The organism is Micromonospora coxensis (assembly GCF_900090295.1).
Taxonomy (GTDB): Bacteria; Actinomycetota; Actinomycetes; order Mycobacteriales; family Micromonosporaceae; genus Micromonospora; species Micromonospora coxensis.
Map to the genome: position 1 here is coordinate 397,314 of NZ_LT607753.1, position 16,359 is coordinate 413,672.

Sequence of the window (16,359 nt, forward strand, 5' to 3'; positions counted from 1 at the left end):
CGTCGACTCCCAACTCGTGGCTTCCCGCGTCGGTCGCGGGAAGGCTCACCGGGGACACTCCGTCGGCGCTCCGGAGGTTTCAGCAGGCGTCGTAGACGTAGCGTCGGCTGCCCGGGACGCTGACCTGCACGTCTCGGCGGACCACGGAGAGTCTGTCCCCGACGGTGCGGCACGCCGTGCGGTACGCCTCGTCGGTGTACTCGATGACGATGACGTGGTTGCCGTAGACGTCGGTGTACCGGTCGCACTCGGTCCAGCGGGCGCACTCCTCGGCGACGGCGAAGTCGAGGCCGGCGTTCCTGCCGGCGGTGCCGAACTCGACGGTGTTCTTCTGCGCGACGGGCAGCGACGTGCGGTCGGCCCGGGCGGTGAGCAGCCGGACGTAGTCGAGGGCCTGGGCCCGGGTGAGGCGGCCCCGCGATCGCTGGTACGAGTCCATGTTGTCCGGTTCGACGGCCTGGAACCCGTCGCGGGCGCACCCGTCGATCCAGCCGCCGACGATGCCGGCGAGCCGGGCCCGCTTGTCCGGGGTGGAGATGTCGAGCAGGATCTCGTTCCATCGCCCGTCGACGACGTAGCGGCCGGCGGCGTCGCGCAGCAGCAGGTCGTCGTGGTTCGCCTTCCACCAGGCCGTCTCCTGGGGTTGGGTCTGGAAGGCGTTGACGTAGCAGATCGTGTAGGCGCCGGCGGCGGGGACGTCCTCGCGGTCCCGGCTGACCACCCGTACCCCGGCGGGCAGCGGGTAGGCGCCGCCGATCTGGTAGTCGAACACGGCGTTCGCCGGGGGCAGCGTCACCGCTGCCGAGGCTGCGGTGACGCCGGGTGCGCCGAGCGCCTGGCGGGCCGGCGGCTCGGACCGCTGATCGGCGGAGGCGTCCGGCACCACCGACCATGTCGCGACGGCTGCCGTGGCGAGCAGGAGGGCGAGCGTGGCCGGCCGACGCCAGGTCCGGGACAGCGCGATCATCGGTGCTCCTTCGGGTCCGGTCACCGCCGAGATCGGGCGGGATCACCAACTGACACACCGGCACGGTGGTCGAGGTTTCGGGTGCGCGGCGGGCGGCCCGGGAGCGTCCACCGACCGGGCCGGTCCGCCCGGTGCCGGAGGTCCGGCCGTGGACCACCGGGTCGCACGGCCGGACCTCCTCCCCGCCCGTCCCCTGGCGGGAGTCGCGGCTGCCCTAGTCGCAGGCCACGCCGTTGAGCCGGGTGCCCTCCACCACCGGCGTCGAGGGCTCACCCGAGGCGATGAAGCCGACCGACACCGACGACCCGGGTGCGAGGAGCTCGTTCCAGCTCGGTGCGTCGGCGCGGGCCATGTGCCCGCTCTGGCTGACGGAGGCGTTCCACCCGCTGCCGATGGTGGCGCCACCGGGCATGTGCCAGCCGATCGACCAGGGGCGGAGGCTGGCCTGCCCGTCGTTGCGGACGGTCAGCGTCGCCTGGAACCCACCGGGCCACCGCTGGTCCAGGGTGACGCTCGCGGTGCAGCCGGCCTCGGGGTCGGGGCCGGGGCCGCTGCCTCCGCCGTCGCCGTCGAAGACGACGTCGGAGCAGTTGAAGAAGGCCTCGGGGCTGTCGGAGCGCTGCCAGATGGAGTAGATGACGTGCCGGCCGGTCTTGCCGGCGGGCAAGACACCGTCCCATTCGTAGGCGCCGTTGACGATCCTCGGGTTGGTGACCGTCGAGAAGGGCACGGGCTCCAGGTCCGACCACGCCAGGGGCGTGGTCGGGTCGTAGCCGTCCCGGGTGACGTACAGCTCGAAGGTGCCGGGGTGCGGCGCCCAGGCCGCGTAGGTGAACCGGTGGTCGGCGCCCGGGGTCAGCTCGGTGGTCGGCCAGTCGGTCCGCGCGGCGTTGTACGCGGCGTACTTCGCGGTGCCCGCGCCGCAGAGCTGGCCGTCGGGGATGAGCTGCCGGTGCCGGCCGGCGTTGTTGCCGATGAGCACGCCGTACCAGTCGTAGAGCGGCTGGGTGCCGCCCTGGGCGACGGCGTCGCGGCAGGCGTTGGTCAGCGGGCTCTCCGGCCCTTCCAGGTAGCACGCGTAGGTGCGGGTCGCCGGCGAGGTCATCGCCCCGTGGGCGAGGGCCGGCTGTGGGGCGGCCACCACCGCGGTGGCCGCCGCGACGAGCGTCGCCACCGCCCCGGCGAGTCCGAGGATTCTGCGTCTCACGGTCTGTCCTTCGCGGTTGAGCGGGCCGGTCACGAGGCGGCGCAGGTCAGGTCGGCCGGGGCGGTGCCCGCGCCGGCGCCGGTGAAGCCGAAGGAGGTGGCGGCCTCGGGTGCCAGCTTGCCGTTGTACGGCTCGTTGCTGACGGTGTTCTTGCCACCGGAGACGGTCCACTTGCCGTTCCAGACCGAGGAGATGCTGGTGCCGCTCGGGTTGGTCCAGGTGACCTTCCAGCTGTTGACCTCGGCGGTGCCGGTGTTGCGCACCTGGATCTGGCCCTGGAACCCGCCCTGCCACGCGTTGCTCACGGTGTACGTCGCGGCGCAGCCGCCGTCACCACCGCCACCCGACGGGGTGGTCACGGTACGCCCCGGCGAGACCGCCGAGACGTTGCCCGCCGCGTCGCGGGCCCGCACGGTGAACGTGTACGTGGTGTCGCCGGTCAGGTTGCCGACGCGGTGCGTGGTGCCGGAGACGGTGGCGACGACGGTGGCCGGCCCGGTGCCGACGGCGCGCAGCACCTCGTAGGAGGTGACGCCGACGTTGTCGCTCGACGCCGCCCAGGTGAGGGTGGCCGCGTTGGCGGTGACGTCGGTGGCGACGGGGCGACCCGGGGCGGTCGGGGCGACGTCGTCGTCCTCGCTGCCGTCGGCGTAGCGCTCGGTGAGGTTGATGCCCGTCGTCGACGCGTTGCCGCCGAGGCGCACCTGGTGGTCGAGGCTGACGAACTTGCCGTTGTGCTGCCAGAGCACCGGCTTGAGGATCTGGTTGTACTTCGTCTCGTCCCAGGTTCTCCAGTCGTCCAGCAGCAGGCCGCCGGTGTCCCCGGAGTTGGGGTTGAGGCACCAGAAGGTGTGGTGCAGCTTGTACTCGCCCATCAGGTCGCGCAGCGCCTTGAGCCACTTGTCCTGCCGGGCGTCCTGACCGAGCCGGCCGCCCCACTCGCCGATGAGCAGCGGCGCGGTCCTCTCCTCGTGCAGGTAGAGCCAGTTGGGCCGCCACACGTCGTTGGTCAGCGAGGTCTTGTCGAAGTCGCCCTGGAACCACGGCTGCTCGTAGACCAGCGGTCCGTAGTCGTGCGGGGAGTAGACGAGCTGGTCCTGGTTGGCGCCGAGGTCGACCGGGTGGTCCTTGGCGCCGCGCAGGTTGCCGCCCCACCAGTTGTAGAAGTAGTTGGGGCTGCGGTCGGGGTCGGTGTTCGGCGACTCCCAGGTCTCACCGGGTCGGGGGTAGACCTCGATGCCTTCACAGAGGATGAGCACCTTGGGGTTGATCGCCAGAATGCGTCGCCCGGCGGTCTGGCAGGCGTGCTTGAAGTTGTCCTGGTCGGTACTGGAGTCCCACTTGGCGCGCGGGGGGTTGCCCGGGGTGCCGTGGGGTTCGTTCTTGATGTCCATCGCGACGATGGTGTCGTTGGTCCGGTACCGGGCGGTGACCCATTCCCAGCCCTGGTAGAACTGCTCCGAGGTGATGGTGCCCTTCCACCACACCGGGTAGACGTGGCCGGAGTTGTCGGCCTCGGCGCTGTGCACGTCGAGCATGACCTTCAGGCCGTACCTCTCGCACAGCTCCAGCCAGTGGTCGAAGATCTGCAGGTTGTTCTTCCCGGCCAGCTCCGGGTTGGCCGAGAGGTTGACGTTCGGCATCACCGTCTGGCCGGCCTTCCACTCCAGCAGCAGCTGGGTGGAGATCGGCACCCGGACGATGTTGATGCCGCGCTCGGCCATCTGGCGGGTGATGGTGTCGATGTTGCCGCTCCACAGGCCGTGGAAGACCCGCTCGGTGGCGTTGAAGCCGAACCAGTTGACGCCGGTGAGCCAGACCTGGTTGCCGGCCTCGTCGACGATCTTGTTGCCTTCGGTGTGCAGCCAGTCGGCGATGGGTGCCGCGGCGTCGGCTGCCAACGCCGGCGACGCCTGGGGTGAAGCGGCCGTGGCGGCCGTAGCGGTCGCGGAAGCCGACAGACCGACGGCCACACAGGCCGCCAGTGCGACGCCGCGCACCGATTTTCTCAGCGACATGCCCTGTCCTTCGATGGTGGTGGAGATCGATGGGAGCGCTTCCAGGCGAAGCATAGGCAGGTCCTTGTCACCTGCCGGACATGCCGTCGACTCATCGAGTTCTCGATTCGCGTCGACGGCGGAGGCGAGTGGACGTTCCCACCTGCGGTGACGCCGTCCGGGAGCCCCCTGGTCCGCCCTGCGGTCATCGCGCCCGCCACTGAAACGCTTTTCAGGCGTCGCCGCAGGTCGCCCTCACATCAGTGCAGACGGGGTGGCCAGTGGCAGGCGGCGGCAGGTTGGCTGGCGCCACACCGGGCAACGGCATCGACGGCAGCGGTGCCGGGTGGCCGGGCACGCCCCGTTGCTCGACGGCAGACCGACCGCGGATCGGGCGACCGCGGTGGTCCCACCCGGCCGACGAACCGTGTCCGGCGACCGGGCGCTCGACCACCGCGGGCCTGTCGGACAGCAGCACCTCCGCACCCACCTCCACCGAGGTGATCTGCGGTGGAACGCCTCCGCCGCCACACCTCGCCCGGACACCACCACCGGGTGCGCCCGCGCCCTCGGCGTGGACCCGCCCCCTGTTCACCGTAGGAGTCACGAATGGCCCGTACCCTCCGGCTGCCGACCGCACGGTCGGCGTCGGCCGCGACCGTCGTCGCGGTCCTGCTCGCCGCCGCGACCGCACCCGTGCTGCTCGCCCCACCCGCCGCCGCCGCGTCGACGACCTCGTGCGCGGCGGCCTATCGGGTCGTCGGCCAATGGTCCGGCGGATTCCAGGCCGAGGTCACCGTCACCAACACCGGGACCGCTCCCCTCGCGGGCTGGCGGCTGACCTGGTCCTTCTCGAACGGCGAGAAGATCAGCCAGGCGTGGAACGCCACCGTGGCCCAGGACGGGTCGACGGTGACCGCGACCAACGCCACCTTCAACGCGAATCTGGCGCCGGCGACGGCGACCACCCTCGGCCTCCTGGGCACCGCCGCGCAGAACGTCCAGCCGGTGACGCTCACCTGCACCGACCCCGCCGGCGCCCCGAGCACCCCCACACCGTCACCGTCCGACCCGTCCACGCCGCCGGACGGTCCCCCGGACGCCGACTGCGACCACGCGAGTTTCTGCGACGGGTTCGAGACGCAGGAGGGCAGCACGCCGGGCGGCGCCTGGACCGTGAGCCGGCCGCATTGCCAGGGATCCGGCACGGCCACGGTCGACTCCACGATCGCCCACTCCGGCTCCAGGTCGGTCCGGGTGGACGGCCGTGCCGGCTACTGCAACCACGTGTTCGTCCGACCGGTGGCCGACCTCACCACGGTGGGCAGCGTCTGGCACGTCCGCTTCTGGGTCCGCCACAGCACCCCGCTGCCCGGCGGCCACGTGACCCTCGCCGCGTTGCGGGACGACGCCGACGGCGGCCGGGACCTGCGCCTCGGCGGGCAGACCGGCGCGCTGCAGTGGAACCGCGAATCGGACGACGCCACCGTACCCGTGCAGAGCCCGGCGGGGGTCGCGCAGAGCACGCCCCTGCGGACCGGGGTGTGGAACTGCGTCTCGTTCACCGTGGACGGCACGTCCGGGACGATGTCCACCAGCGTGAATGGCGCCGTGGTCCCGGGCCTGGTCGTCGACGGGACGCCGACCGCCGAGGTCGATCAGCAGTGGAGCGTACGCGACTGGCGTCCCGCGCTCGCCGACGTGCGGTTCGGCTGGGAGAGCTACGGCGGCGGTGACGACACCCTGTGGTTCGACGACGTCACCGTCTCGGCGCACCCACTGGGGTGTTGACGACCGGCACCGTCCGGGCGGTGCGGCCCATCCGGGTCGGGCCGCACCGCCGGGCGGCGTCGGGAAGCTGTGCACGCCGAGCCGCCTGAAATGCCTTTCAGGAGTGGCTCTCCGGGTAGCGGCGTCCTCCCGCCGACGCCCGAGGTTCGCGCGGATCGGGCCGGCACCGCCGGCCATGCCGGAGGGTCGATGCGTGGGTGGACGTGACCCGGGCGGACAGCGCCCCCGGATGCCGATGGATCGGTGACCGCCCGGACGTGACGGTCCCGCACCGGCCGTCACGGCGTGGGGATCCACGGCGCCATCGCCCTTGCCAGGTCGCCGCGCTCGTGCCACGCTTCCGTCATTCCGGCGGTGTCGGGTCGTGCCACACCCCGTCGGGAGCAGAGTCCCCGCGACGAGGGCCGCTTCCCGCTACATCGGCCGGGCTCGTCGCGCTGCGGACGTGCCCGCCTGTCGCCCAGGGCAGCGGTCGACCGCTCGGTACCTGACCTCGAGCCGGAGCATGATGCGCACGCAGCCGACCGTTCAACAGATCGCCGCGGCGGCCAATGTGTCGCCGGCTACCGTGTCCCGGGTGCTCACCGGCTCGGTCCGGGTGACAACCGGCGCACGGCAGCGTGTGTATGCGGCGATGAACCAGTTGGGATACGTACGGCGCAGTGTCCGGAAGCCGGAGCGGAACCCGCCGGTGGTGGCCCTGGTGGTGTGCGAGCCGATGGCCCGCGTGTTCGCCGACCCGTTCTTCGCGCGGTTGGCCACCGGGGCCGAGACCGAACTGGCGGTGCACGGATCACCCATGCCCATCCTCACGGTGACCCGCGACAACCTGCCGGCGATCGAGCGCTACCTGCTCACCGACGGCGCCGACGGCGTCCTCCTGGTCGGCGGGTACGGCCACCAGCAGGTGGGGCGGGCGGTGGCCGCCTCCGGTGTGCCGGTGCGCGCCGTCGGTCGGCCGGCCGATCTCGCCGATGTCCCCTATGTGGACGTGGACAACCGAGGTGGCGCGCGCACGGCGGTGCGTCACCTGCTGCGTTCCGGACGGCGTACCGTCGCCATGATCGCAGGGCCGCGTGACATGCCGGCCGCCGCGGATCGCCTCGCGGGATATCGTGAGGCGATGGCGGAGGCCGGCGCGGAACCGGCCGCCATCGCGTACGGTGACTTCACTCAGGCCTCGGGCACGCACGCCATGCAATGGTTGATCGGCCGGGTACCGACAGTCGACGCGGTCTTCGTCGCGTCGGATGCGATGGCGGTCGGGGCGCTGCACGCGCTCCGACGAGCCGGTCGCGCCGTGCCCGACGCTGTAGCAGTGGTCGGCTTCGACGACGCGCCCATGGCCGCGCTGGTCCAGCCGGCTCTGACCACCGTCCGCCAACCGGTCGAGCAGTTGGGCAGGATCGCCTGCCGGTTGCTGCTGGCCGACGTCACCGAGGAACGACCCACCAGTGGCACCGTCATCCTTCCCACCGAACTCGTCCGTCGCCGGTCCGCCTGACCGGCACGGGCCCGCTCGCTGGCCCGCCCCCGGTGAGACGCTCGGCGGTCGCTACCGGTTGTTGGAACGTATCGGCGCCGGCGGCATGTCGGTGATCTGGCGGGCGGTCGATCTGGATCTGGACCGCTTCGTCGCGATCAAACTGCCGGGACCGGAGCGGGGGGTACCGGTGGACCGGGACGCGCTCGCCCGCAACGAGGCACGGACCGTGGCGGCGGTGTCGCATCCCGACGCGGTCGTCGTGCACGACGTGGGCCAGGCGAGCGCGCCCGACGGCACGACGGTGACCTACCTCGTCCTGCAGATGGTGACCGGTGAGTCCCTGCTCGACGTCCTGGCCGCCGGCCCGATCGGCTGGCACCGGGCGGCGGGTGTCGCCGCCCGACTGGCCACGGTGCTGGCCGCCGTCCACGCGCAGGGCGTCGTACATCGGGACGTCACCCCGGACAACGTGATGGTGGACGACGACAACGTCAAGCTGCTCGACTTCGGGATCGCTGCCCGGATCGGGGAGCGCCCGGCGCGGAGCTGGACGTTCGGTACGCCTCCGTACCTCGCACCCGAGCGGCTCGCCGACGCTGCCGCCGATCCGGCGGCTGACATCTACTCCCTGGGCGCCCTGCTCGTCGAGATGCTCACCGGGCAGCCGCCGGACGGTCCGGTCAGGCTGCCCGCGGACGTCCCTGCGGAGTTGGCGCAGCTGTGCCGGCGGTGCCTGGAAACGGAGCCGACCCGACGCCCCTCGGCCGCCGAGGTGGCTGCCGACCTGACCGCCTTGGCCCGCCCGGCCCTCTCCCCTCCCCCGCCGTCCGAGAGGGTCCTGCGGGTCACCGCGCCGATCGAGGTGGCGGTGACAGCTGCGCCGGAGCGGGCCGGCATCGACGACCGGCGAAGGAGAGCGTTCCCGATCGCCGTGGCGGCGATGCTGGTCGTGACGGCCCTGGCGGTGACCACGGTCGCCCTCCTGCTCACCCGGCCGCCGGCGCCCCGGCATGCGGCAACCCTGCCCGCACCGGCGGTGTCCCCACCGCCGCTGTCCCCACCGTCACGCATCGCCCCCACGACCGGGTCGCCACGGACGGCCGAGCCGAACCGGCGGACGCGCACGAGGAGCGCGAGTGCTCCACCGACCGCCGCGGCGGCCACACCGAGGGCCAGCACACCCGCCGCCTCGCCCGCCCTCTCCCTCACCCGCGCGGCCGACGAGCTACATGGCCTGCTCCGCCGCGGCGTCGCCGACGGCACCGTCACGGCAGGGGCGGCGCAGAAGATCGGCGCACAGGTGGACAACGTGGTGAACAACCGGGGCGCCCGGCCCGAGAATCTGGCCCAGCTGATCTCCGACCTGCGCCGCAGCGTCGCCGACGAGATCCGGGACGGTGGTGTGTCGCCAGCTGCGGCCACCGCGCTGGATGCCGCCGTCGAGCGGGTTGCCAGGGCGGTGGACGGCCTCGCCACGGCGCCGGGCTGACGCCGACGAACGCCGACCCTGTCCGCGGCATCTCCCTGTCGTGGCAACGACCCGGTCCAGCCGCAGCCCGATGAAACCGTTTCATCGATGCCGCCGATCCGGTTGCCGCCGAAGGGGTGGACGACGCCCCCGCACATGAATTGTCTGCGCTGCTCATTCGACGTGTGAGGGCGGCGGTCACCGGCGTGGAGCGGTACCCGGCATCGAGCCGACTGATTGAGGCAGGCCGATATAGCTGGAAGCCTCCTCCTGACCGCGGGAACCCTGCTGCGGCTCACGGCCGCTGGAGGGCCACCATCACAGGAAGGACCTCGGATCATGAGCCAACCCTTCGCCCGACGGCTGAGAGCGGCTGCTGCCGGCCTTCTCACCGTCACCATGGTCACCGCTGCCGCCGGCAGTCCGGCGACCGCCGCGCCAGCACCCGGCCAGATCCGGTACGCCGGAGGGACCACCGCCGTACCGGACAGCTACATCGTGGTGCTGAAGGACCGCGCCGTCGCCCACCGCGCGGACGCCCGCACGGCGGCGACGCGCGCCGCGAGCGGCCTGGCGTCGCGGTACGGGGCCACGGCCGTCGGACACGTCTACAGCGCCGCGATCGTCGGCTTCGAGGCACGGCTGTCGCATCGGGCCGCCCGGCAGCTCGCGGCAGACCCCACGGTCGCATACGTCGAGCAGAACCATGTCGTCACCGCGTCCGACGTGCAGGTCGACCCGCACTGGAACCTCGACCGCATCGACCAACGGGCCGCCGCCCCGCTCGACGCTCGTTACCACTACACCAGTTCGGGCCAGGGCGTCACCGCGTACATCCTCGACACCGGAATCCGGAAGACCCACGTGGAGTTCGAGGGCCGTGCCGTCGACGGCTTCGACGCCATCGACGGATCACTGCCGGCCGACGACTGCGAAGGTCACGGCACGCACGTCGCCGGCACCGTCGGCGGCAGGACGTACGGCGTGGCCAAGAAGGTGCGCCTGGTGAGCGTGCGCGTCCTCGACTGCCGGGGTCGAGCCACCATCGACCAGGTCATCGCCGGCATCGACTGGGTGACCGCCGACCACCGGGCCGGCGAGCCGGCCGTGGCGAACATGAGCCTCGGCGGCTCCCGCAGCGACGCCCAGAACGACGCCGTGACCAACTCCATCGCCGACGGGGTGAGCTACGCGATCGCGGCCGGCAATTCCGCTGTCGACGCGTGTCAGATATCGCCGGCCTCCACCCCGGAGGCGATCACCGTCGGCGCCACCTGGCAGGACGACAGCCGTACCTGGTTCTCGAACGTCGGTCCGTGTCTGGACATCTTCGCCCCCGGGGTCGCCGTCAAGTCGGCCTACACGGGCGGCGACACCTGGACCCGGGTCATGGTCGGTACCTCGCAGGCCGCTCCGCACGTCGCCGGCACCGCTGCCCGGGTGCTCAGCGCACATCCCTCCTGGACGCCGGCACAGGTGCACGCGTACCTGATGGCCAATGCCACGGCCGGCACCATCCCCGACCCCGGACCCGGCTCACCGAACCGGGTCCTGTACGCACCGCCCGCGCTGTGATCCACCTCGGCGCGCGCCGCAGGTACTGAACCCCGCATGCTGCGGTCCTCGATGAACGGTGCCCGGCTGGCCTGCCGGATCGACGGCCACCGTCCCGACGGACGGCCGGGTGCCCAGCGACGCGCAGAGCGCTGTTCACTGCGCCTGGGTGGGCAGCAGGGGTGTTCCGCCCGGCCGGGTCCCGGCCGGGCGGAACACCCGGTGCGTGTTGCCGTCAGCGCCGGACGATGTCGAACCGGTCCAGGTTGATCAGGTAGCCGCCGTCGCCCTCGAAGGTGAGGGTGACGCGCTGCTTCGTGCCGGCCTTGAGGTCGACGTCGGCGGTGACGGTACGCCAGGCTGTCCAGCCGCCGGTGCCGGCGGCGGTCGTGGCACCGACCTGCGTCTGGCCCTGCTCGACGCCGATCCGGCCGCCTGCCGCCGCCGATGCGTAGCGGAAGGTCATCTGGTGGCGTCCGGTGGCGGTGATGTCCACCTCGTAGCTGACCGAGGAGCCGTCGGTGAGGTACCCGATGCTGCGCCCGTCGGCGCCGGCGGTGGTCTCGATGCGGACGCCGCCCGTCTGCGAGGTGAAGTCCTCGGCCTGGATCCGGCCGGGGGCGCCTGGCGGGGTGCCGCCGTCCGGCGAGGTCACCTTGTTCACCCCCGTCGTGGTGTGCACGACCTTCTTCAGGCCGCCGTCGGTCCGGAAGTGCAGGTAGTCCACCGAGGCGTTGCGGCGGTATCCGGCACCGGGCTCGCCGGCGGCGTTGGTGTAGTTGCCGACGTGGTAGAAGTAGTACCACTTGTCGGCGTACCGGATGATCGAGTGGTGGTCCTGCGCCCCGGCCGGCTTCGGTCCGACCGCTCCCTTGAGCTGGCCCGCGCCGCCGAACGGCCCGTACGGTGAGCTGCCGGTGGCCCAGAAGCCCTGATCGGTCTCGCCCTGCCAGTCGGTGTAGGTGAAGTAGTACGTGGTGCCCTTCTTGAAGACGAAGATGCCCTCCTTGTGGTTCGTCGCGCCGTAGTCGACCGCTCTCGGGCTCTCCGCCAGTTCGGTCATGTTGCTCTTGAGCTTGGCGACATACGGGATGTGCTTGGTGTGCCCGCCTTCGTTCTTCCAGCCGCTCCAGTACAGGTAGTAGTTGCTGCCGTCCTGCAGGACCATCGGGTCGATCCCGGAGATGTCCGGGATGTGGCGGCCGCTGTCGGCGAACGGCCCCGCCGGGCTGTTCGCGGTGGCCACACCGATCCGCCAGGTCCCGTTCTTGTCCTTGTGCGGGTAGAACAGGTAGTTCGTCGTGCCCTTGCGGGCCGCGCCCGGCGCCCACATGTAGCCGCGCGAACCCCAGCTGACGTCTCGGGAGTGCAGGATCTCGCCGTGGTCGGTCCAGTTGACCATGTCGGTGGAGGAGAAGACGTGGTAGCCGTCCATCCCTGAGTAGTTCGTCGAGGAGTCGATCGGCGGTCGGTCCTGGGAGGTGTACATCCACACCCTGCCGTCCCACACGTGGACATCCGGATCGGCGCCTCTGATGTTCTTCACGATCGGGTTGCCGGAGGTGACCGCGGCGGCGGTGCTGGTCTTGGGGGCCTGCTGCTGATCGGCGCTGGCGGAGGTGATGCCGGCGACCGCCATCCCGAACACGGTGACGGCGCCGACGGCTGCGGCGAGCAGCCTCCTTCTACTGGGCACTACGGAACTCCTTCTGGGGCCACTGGCCTCGCCGACTCGATGAACCGGCACGGCGTCGCTGTTGACAGTGGGGGAACACTCTCCAACCGCGCGGGCGGTTTCATCGCGCGCAGTTTCCCGTCATTGGTGGCCCGGCCCGGTAACACGACGCGCGCCCGCTCCCGCAGGGTCGGGTCCCGCTGCGCTCGCAGAATCGAGCAGGTCCGGCAGCGGTGCCGTGCCGTCCACGCCGGCCGCGGGCGACGCCCAGCAGGAGTGACGGTGGACGGCTTCGCCGCGGCAGCGCTGCATCCGACGTTTCTGCGACGAAACCTGGACCGAGGACGCGGGGTGTCCCTTGTCGATCGGCGCTTCCGCCGACCTGCGGAATCCGGACGAGTCCTGAGGAGACACGACGATGTCACGACGATCCTGGCGTCAGCTGGCAATTGCCGGCCTGGTGGTGGCTGCGGGTGGTGGGGCGTGGGCGGTGGTCCCGAGCGCCTCCGCCGACGACGCCCCGCGCATCACGCAGCTCGCCGGTGTCACCGAGGGCGCCACGCTGAGCGGCACGGCCCGGATCGAGGCGCGCACCAGCGGCACGGTCGACCGGGTGGAGTTCTCGCTCTCCGGGGCACGCACGGTGACCTGGACCGAACGGCAGGCGCCCTGGTACTTCCTGGGCAACAACGGCACGATCGTGCCGGGCTGGGACGCGGCTACCGCGCCGGACGGCGCGTACACGCTGGCAGTGCGGGCGATCGGCCCCGGCGGCACCTCCCAGCAGACGGTACGGTTCACGGTCGGCCAGCAGCCCGGCAAGCCGGCGCCGACGCCGGCCCCGACGCCGACGACCGGCGGCCTCGCGAGCACGGCGAACCCGTCGGTCAGCAACGGGGTGGCGACGTTCACCGCGAACAAGACCATCGGCAAGCTGTCCGTACCGGACTCCTGGACGGAGATCGTGATCGGCGCGGGAGTGACCCTGAAGGGCAACTTCTTCATCCCCGCCAACCGCACGAAGGCGTTGACGATCAACGGCCGGGACAAACAGACGTCGCAGTTGACCGGCGACGGCCCGCACGTCAAGGACTACGCCCGGGCCGGCGTGACCACCGAAGCGAAGATCAAGCTGACCCTGCGCAACTACACCTCGGTCAACCCGCGCTTCTACCACATGTGGGCCAGGCAGGCGCAGGTCGTCATGTCGGGCATGCGCTACATCGACAACCGGGACCTGGGCAGCAACAACTCCGACGGCTTCAGCGGCGGCGACAACTCGCTGATCGAGAACACCTTCATCGACACCTGGGACGACTCCGCCAAGCTCTACACGGGCGACCTCACCATCCGGGACACCACGATCGTGCACAACCGCAACGGCGCGCCGATCCAGATGGCCTGGGGCGACTACGGGCAGGGCACCGCGATCCTGGACGGGTTGACCGTCATCTCCAACTCACCCGACATCTACAACCTGGGCGTCTTCTCCTGGGCCGGCGGCACGAAGGCCGACACCCGGACGATCAAGATCGTCGGTGACGGATTCACCCGCAAGGTCAACCCCGGCATGGTCGAGGCGCCGCTCTACGCGTTCAGGGACGGCGTGAAGAACAAGACCATCCGGGTCGAGGGCGGCGATTGCTCGGTGGTGCGCAGCACCTCCGCCAACACCTTCCAGGGCGCCAACACCTCCGGCAACAAGGTTGTCGTCACCGGCTGCAAGTGACGGCATCCCAGGGTGCGGAGCCGGGACGTCGCCCGGCTCCGCACCCGGGTAACACCACCGTCCCCGCCCTCCGCAGTCCGACGCGTACGGCGCATGCGGCTGGACGGGAGATCTCGTTCGTGACTGCCTTCCGTGACCGCGGCGGGCATCGACACAAGCATGGGCAGGAGTGACAGGCATGGCGACGAGCAGCAAGCGATGGACAACCGCAGCAGGTTTCGCCGCGGCGGCGACCGCGATGGTGGCGGGCATCTGGATACTGGGACCGCAGGCCTCCGCCGACGAGACCCTCCAGGTCACGGGGCTGACGGGAGTCCCCGCGGGCGGGGTAGTCAGCGGAAGGGTGGCGATAGAGGCGAAGGTCGACGGCCGGCCCGACAGCGTGGTGTTCCACCTCGACGGCGCGGCGGACCTCACCCGGACCGAACGCGTCGCACCGTACTTCTTCGGTGGCGACAACGACGGGTCGCCCTTCGGATGGGACAGCCGGACGGTGTCCGAGGGGACGTACACCCTGACCGCTGTCGCCAGCAGGGGATCCACCACGGCCAGCCGCAGCGTCACGTTCACCGTCGACCAGGACGGCCGCAGGCCCCCGGCTCCTCCCACCACGCCGGCTCCCACAGACCCGAGCAAGCCGAAGCTGTGGGTGACCTCCGACATGAGCGAGCCGGGCGGCGAGACCGACGCCGACGACATCTCGGCCCTGGCGGCCCTGAGCGTGTACGCCTCGAAGTTCTCGCTGGCCTCGGTCGTGGTCGGCGGTGAGCAGCGGATCACCGACTGCGCCGGGGCGATGACGCACGCGCGGAACGCCTACGGGGCGTACCTGAAGAACCTGGCACTGTCCTCGACCTGCGGTCTCCAGGGCGGCTTCACCACCTGCACCGCGTCCAACCCGTGGGTGAAGAACCCACCGGCCACCGTCAAGGCACTGATCGAGGCCGTGCGTGCCGGCGGCCTGACCGTGCTCAACTGGGGGCCGATGACCGAGTCCGCCGGCGCGGCCTGCTGGCTGGAGCACAACGCCCCGCAGGACCTCGCGAAGCTCTCCATCGTCAGTCACTGGACGGTCACCAGTCCGGGCTTCCCGATCGACCCGAACTGCGGGCCCGACCGTTCCGCCTGCGAGTACGTACACGAGTTGGCCGGCAAGAACAAGATCAAGCTGATCGAGCTCGGTGCCGCCGGGCAGAAGTTCATCAACACCGCCCGCGGCGCGTGCGACGCTAACGTGACCATCCCGAAGAAGGGCCTGGGCGTCCACCTGAACGCCAAGTACGCCGGCATCACGCCCGACTTCTCCGACTCGATCACCTTCCTGGTCTTCCTGCACGGCGGGATCGCCGACTACGACACCAGCGGCAAGGGCGACGCCAACTTCGACAAGGCGTACGACCGGGTCTGCGCCCAGGCACCCGCGATCTTCGACGACCTGCGCGCCGCCGCGAAGTGAGCCGCACGGGCCGGGCCGGTTGGACGCGCCGGCCCGGCCGGTCGACGAGCTGCATCCGGCCAACCGCCCGGCCGACGAGGAACCGTCGGCCGGGCGGGGCCCGTCTTCACTTCAGTGTGTTGATGACGTCCTGCAGACGGCCGGCACTACGTGAGAAGGCCTTGTCGTTGCGCAGGCGGTGCGGCTGGTACTCCTTGCCGAGCCCGCCGAAGGTCTCGATGGCGCCGTTGTGTCCACGTGCGATCTTCTGACCGTTGGCTACCCGATCGAGCATCATCGTCACGATGTCGGCCGAGATGCCACCGGCTGCGACGACCAACTTTCGGAGGTTCTCGCTCCAGTTGCGGCCGTACTCGTCGTCGATGTGCGCCTCGGCCGCGAAGAACGGGCGGTAGAGCGTCGAGCCGAGTGCCATCGCGGTGTACATCTCGAAGTAGCTGATCGCGCCGTCACCCGGCAGCAGGCCTCTGCCGCCGTGGTCGGTGGAGACCGTGGCCACGATGGAGCTGAGGTGGGTGCGCAGGGCGTCCTTCTGCGTGGCGCTGAGCCCGGGGTGGCCGTTGACGCCCGGCTCTGTGCCGGTGACGATCGCGATGTACCGGTACGCGTGGTTGGCCTCGAACTGTGACAGCCCGGAGACCATGTACAGCCGCCCCTGGGGAGTGTTCTTGCTGGTGACCGGCCCCAGTGGGGTCGTGGGCGCCTTTGTCGTCGCGGCGGAATCGGGTCTGCTCGGCGCGTTGGAGGCCGAGGCGCTGCTGGTGCGCTGCGTGGGCGAGGCGCTCGGGACGCTGACCGAGGCTGACGTGATCGGGTTCGCCGCGGTGGCCGGGGGCTTCGTGGACGGGGCCACGGTGACCCGGGTGTCGCCCGGTTCGCACCCGCCGCTCGCCCCGCCGAGGGCGGCGATCACCATCAGCGCGGCGACCCGCGATCGCCGTCGGACGGTCCACGCGACGTCGGCCCTGCTGACGGGGCTGGGCGGCCGGTTCTGATTCTGGCGTTGAAGGTTCACACAGATGGCACTCC

The 16,359-nt window shown here is 71.1% G+C and carries 12 protein-coding genes; 7 read left to right on the forward strand and 5 right to left on the reverse strand.

Annotated features, from left to right (window positions below):
- Window positions 1-79: 79 nt before the first annotated feature.
- From GA0070614_RS01915 to GA0070614_RS01925, 3 genes are all read right to left on the reverse strand, one after another.
- Window positions 80-967 carry an endo alpha-1,4 polygalactosaminidase gene (locus GA0070614_RS01915; RefSeq protein ID WP_088974365.1) on the reverse strand — a complete coding sequence of 296 codons (888 nt, stop codon included), beginning with the start codon at window positions 965-967 and terminating at the stop codon, window positions 80-82.
- A gap of 214 nt (window positions 968-1,181) precedes the next feature.
- Window positions 1,182-2,174, reverse strand: coding sequence for a lytic polysaccharide monooxygenase (locus GA0070614_RS01920; RefSeq protein ID WP_231933471.1), 993 nt, complete (start codon window positions 2,172-2,174; stop codon window positions 1,182-1,184).
- 29 nt (window positions 2,175-2,203) lie between these two features.
- Window positions 2,204-4,192 carry a cellulase family glycosylhydrolase gene (locus GA0070614_RS01925; RefSeq protein WP_088974366.1) on the reverse strand — a complete coding sequence of 663 codons (1,989 nt, stop codon included), beginning with the start codon at window positions 4,190-4,192 and terminating at the stop codon, window positions 2,204-2,206.
- A gap of 588 nt (window positions 4,193-4,780) precedes the next feature.
- Here GA0070614_RS01925 and GA0070614_RS01930 point away from each other — a divergent pair.
- The 4 genes from GA0070614_RS01930 (at window position 4,781) to GA0070614_RS01945 (ending at window position 10,491) form a co-directional block, all read left to right on the forward strand.
- Window positions 4,781-5,962 carry a cellulose binding domain-containing protein gene (locus tag GA0070614_RS01930; protein ID WP_088974367.1) on the forward strand — a complete coding sequence of 394 codons (1,182 nt, stop codon included), beginning with the start codon at window positions 4,781-4,783 and terminating at the stop codon, window positions 5,960-5,962.
- Between the two features lie 505 nt (window positions 5,963-6,467).
- On the forward strand, window positions 6,468-7,466 hold the full coding sequence (locus GA0070614_RS01935) for a LacI family DNA-binding transcriptional regulator (protein ID WP_231933472.1): 999 nt from the start codon (window positions 6,468-6,470) through the stop codon (window positions 7,464-7,466).
- Between the two features lie 58 nt (window positions 7,467-7,524).
- On the forward strand, window positions 7,525-8,937 hold the full coding sequence (locus GA0070614_RS01940) for a serine/threonine-protein kinase (protein WP_157744861.1): 1,413 nt from the start codon (window positions 7,525-7,527) through the stop codon (window positions 8,935-8,937).
- A gap of 318 nt (window positions 8,938-9,255) precedes the next feature.
- On the forward strand, window positions 9,256-10,491 hold the full coding sequence (locus GA0070614_RS01945) for a S8 family peptidase (RefSeq protein WP_088974369.1): 1,236 nt from the start codon (window positions 9,256-9,258) through the stop codon (window positions 10,489-10,491).
- Window positions 10,492-10,705: 214 nt separating this feature from the next.
- Here GA0070614_RS01945 and GA0070614_RS01950 read toward each other — a convergent pair whose 3' ends face one another.
- Entirely contained in the window at window positions 10,706-12,166 is a 1,461-nt protein-coding gene (locus GA0070614_RS01950) for a family 43 glycosylhydrolase (protein ID WP_157744862.1), read from the reverse strand.
- Between the two features lie 397 nt (window positions 12,167-12,563).
- Between GA0070614_RS01950 and GA0070614_RS01955 the strand changes: the two genes are divergently transcribed.
- Together GA0070614_RS01955 and GA0070614_RS01960 are read left to right on the forward strand one after the other, a co-directional pair.
- A complete protein-coding gene (locus GA0070614_RS01955) occupies window positions 12,564-13,874 on the forward strand; it encodes a hypothetical protein (protein ID WP_157744863.1) in 1,311 nt (436 codons plus the stop codon).
- Between the two features lie 178 nt (window positions 13,875-14,052).
- Entirely contained in the window at window positions 14,053-15,330 is a 1,278-nt protein-coding gene (locus tag GA0070614_RS01960; RefSeq protein ID WP_157744864.1) for a hypothetical protein, read from the forward strand.
- Window positions 15,331-15,436: 106 nt separating this feature from the next.
- On the opposite strand, the gene GA0070614_RS01965 is transcribed toward GA0070614_RS01960, so the two are convergent.
- Window positions 15,437-15,973, reverse strand: a complete 537-nt coding sequence (locus GA0070614_RS01965) for a hypothetical protein (RefSeq protein ID WP_088974373.1) — start codon at window positions 15,971-15,973, stop codon at window positions 15,437-15,439.
- A 52-nt stretch (window positions 15,974-16,025) separates the two neighbouring features.
- On the opposite strand from GA0070614_RS01965, the gene GA0070614_RS01970 reads away from it, so the two are divergent.
- Window positions 16,026-16,325, forward strand: coding sequence for a hypothetical protein (locus GA0070614_RS01970; RefSeq protein WP_157744865.1), 300 nt, complete (start codon window positions 16,026-16,028; stop codon window positions 16,323-16,325).
- Window positions 16,326-16,359: the final 34 nt, after the last annotated feature.

What these genes read in the sequence shown, in the direction of transcription:
- GA0070614_RS01915 (WP_088974365.1), bottom strand. Translation starts at nt 967, where the DNA reads ATGATCGCGCTGTCCCGGACCTGGCGTCGGCCGGCCACGCTCGCCCTC.
- GA0070614_RS01925 (WP_088974366.1), bottom strand. Translation starts at nt 4,192, where the DNA reads ATGTCGCTGAGAAAATCGGTGCGCGGCGTCGCACTGGCGGCCTGTGTG.
- GA0070614_RS01930 (WP_088974367.1), top strand. Translation starts at nt 4,781, where the DNA reads ATGGCCCGTACCCTCCGGCTGCCGACCGCACGGTCGGCGTCGGCCGCG.
- GA0070614_RS01935 (WP_231933472.1), top strand. Translation starts at nt 6,468, where the DNA reads ATGATGCGCACGCAGCCGACCGTTCAACAGATCGCCGCGGCGGCCAAT.
- GA0070614_RS01945 (WP_088974369.1), top strand. Translation starts at nt 9,256, where the DNA reads ATGAGCCAACCCTTCGCCCGACGGCTGAGAGCGGCTGCTGCCGGCCTT.
- GA0070614_RS01955 (WP_157744863.1), top strand. Translation starts at nt 12,564, where the DNA reads ATGTCACGACGATCCTGGCGTCAGCTGGCAATTGCCGGCCTGGTGGTG.
- GA0070614_RS01960 (WP_157744864.1), top strand. Translation starts at nt 14,053, where the DNA reads ATGGCGACGAGCAGCAAGCGATGGACAACCGCAGCAGGTTTCGCCGCG.
- GA0070614_RS01965 (WP_088974373.1), bottom strand. Translation starts at nt 15,973, where the DNA reads ATGGTCTCCGGGCTGTCACAGTTCGAGGCCAACCACGCGTACCGGTAC.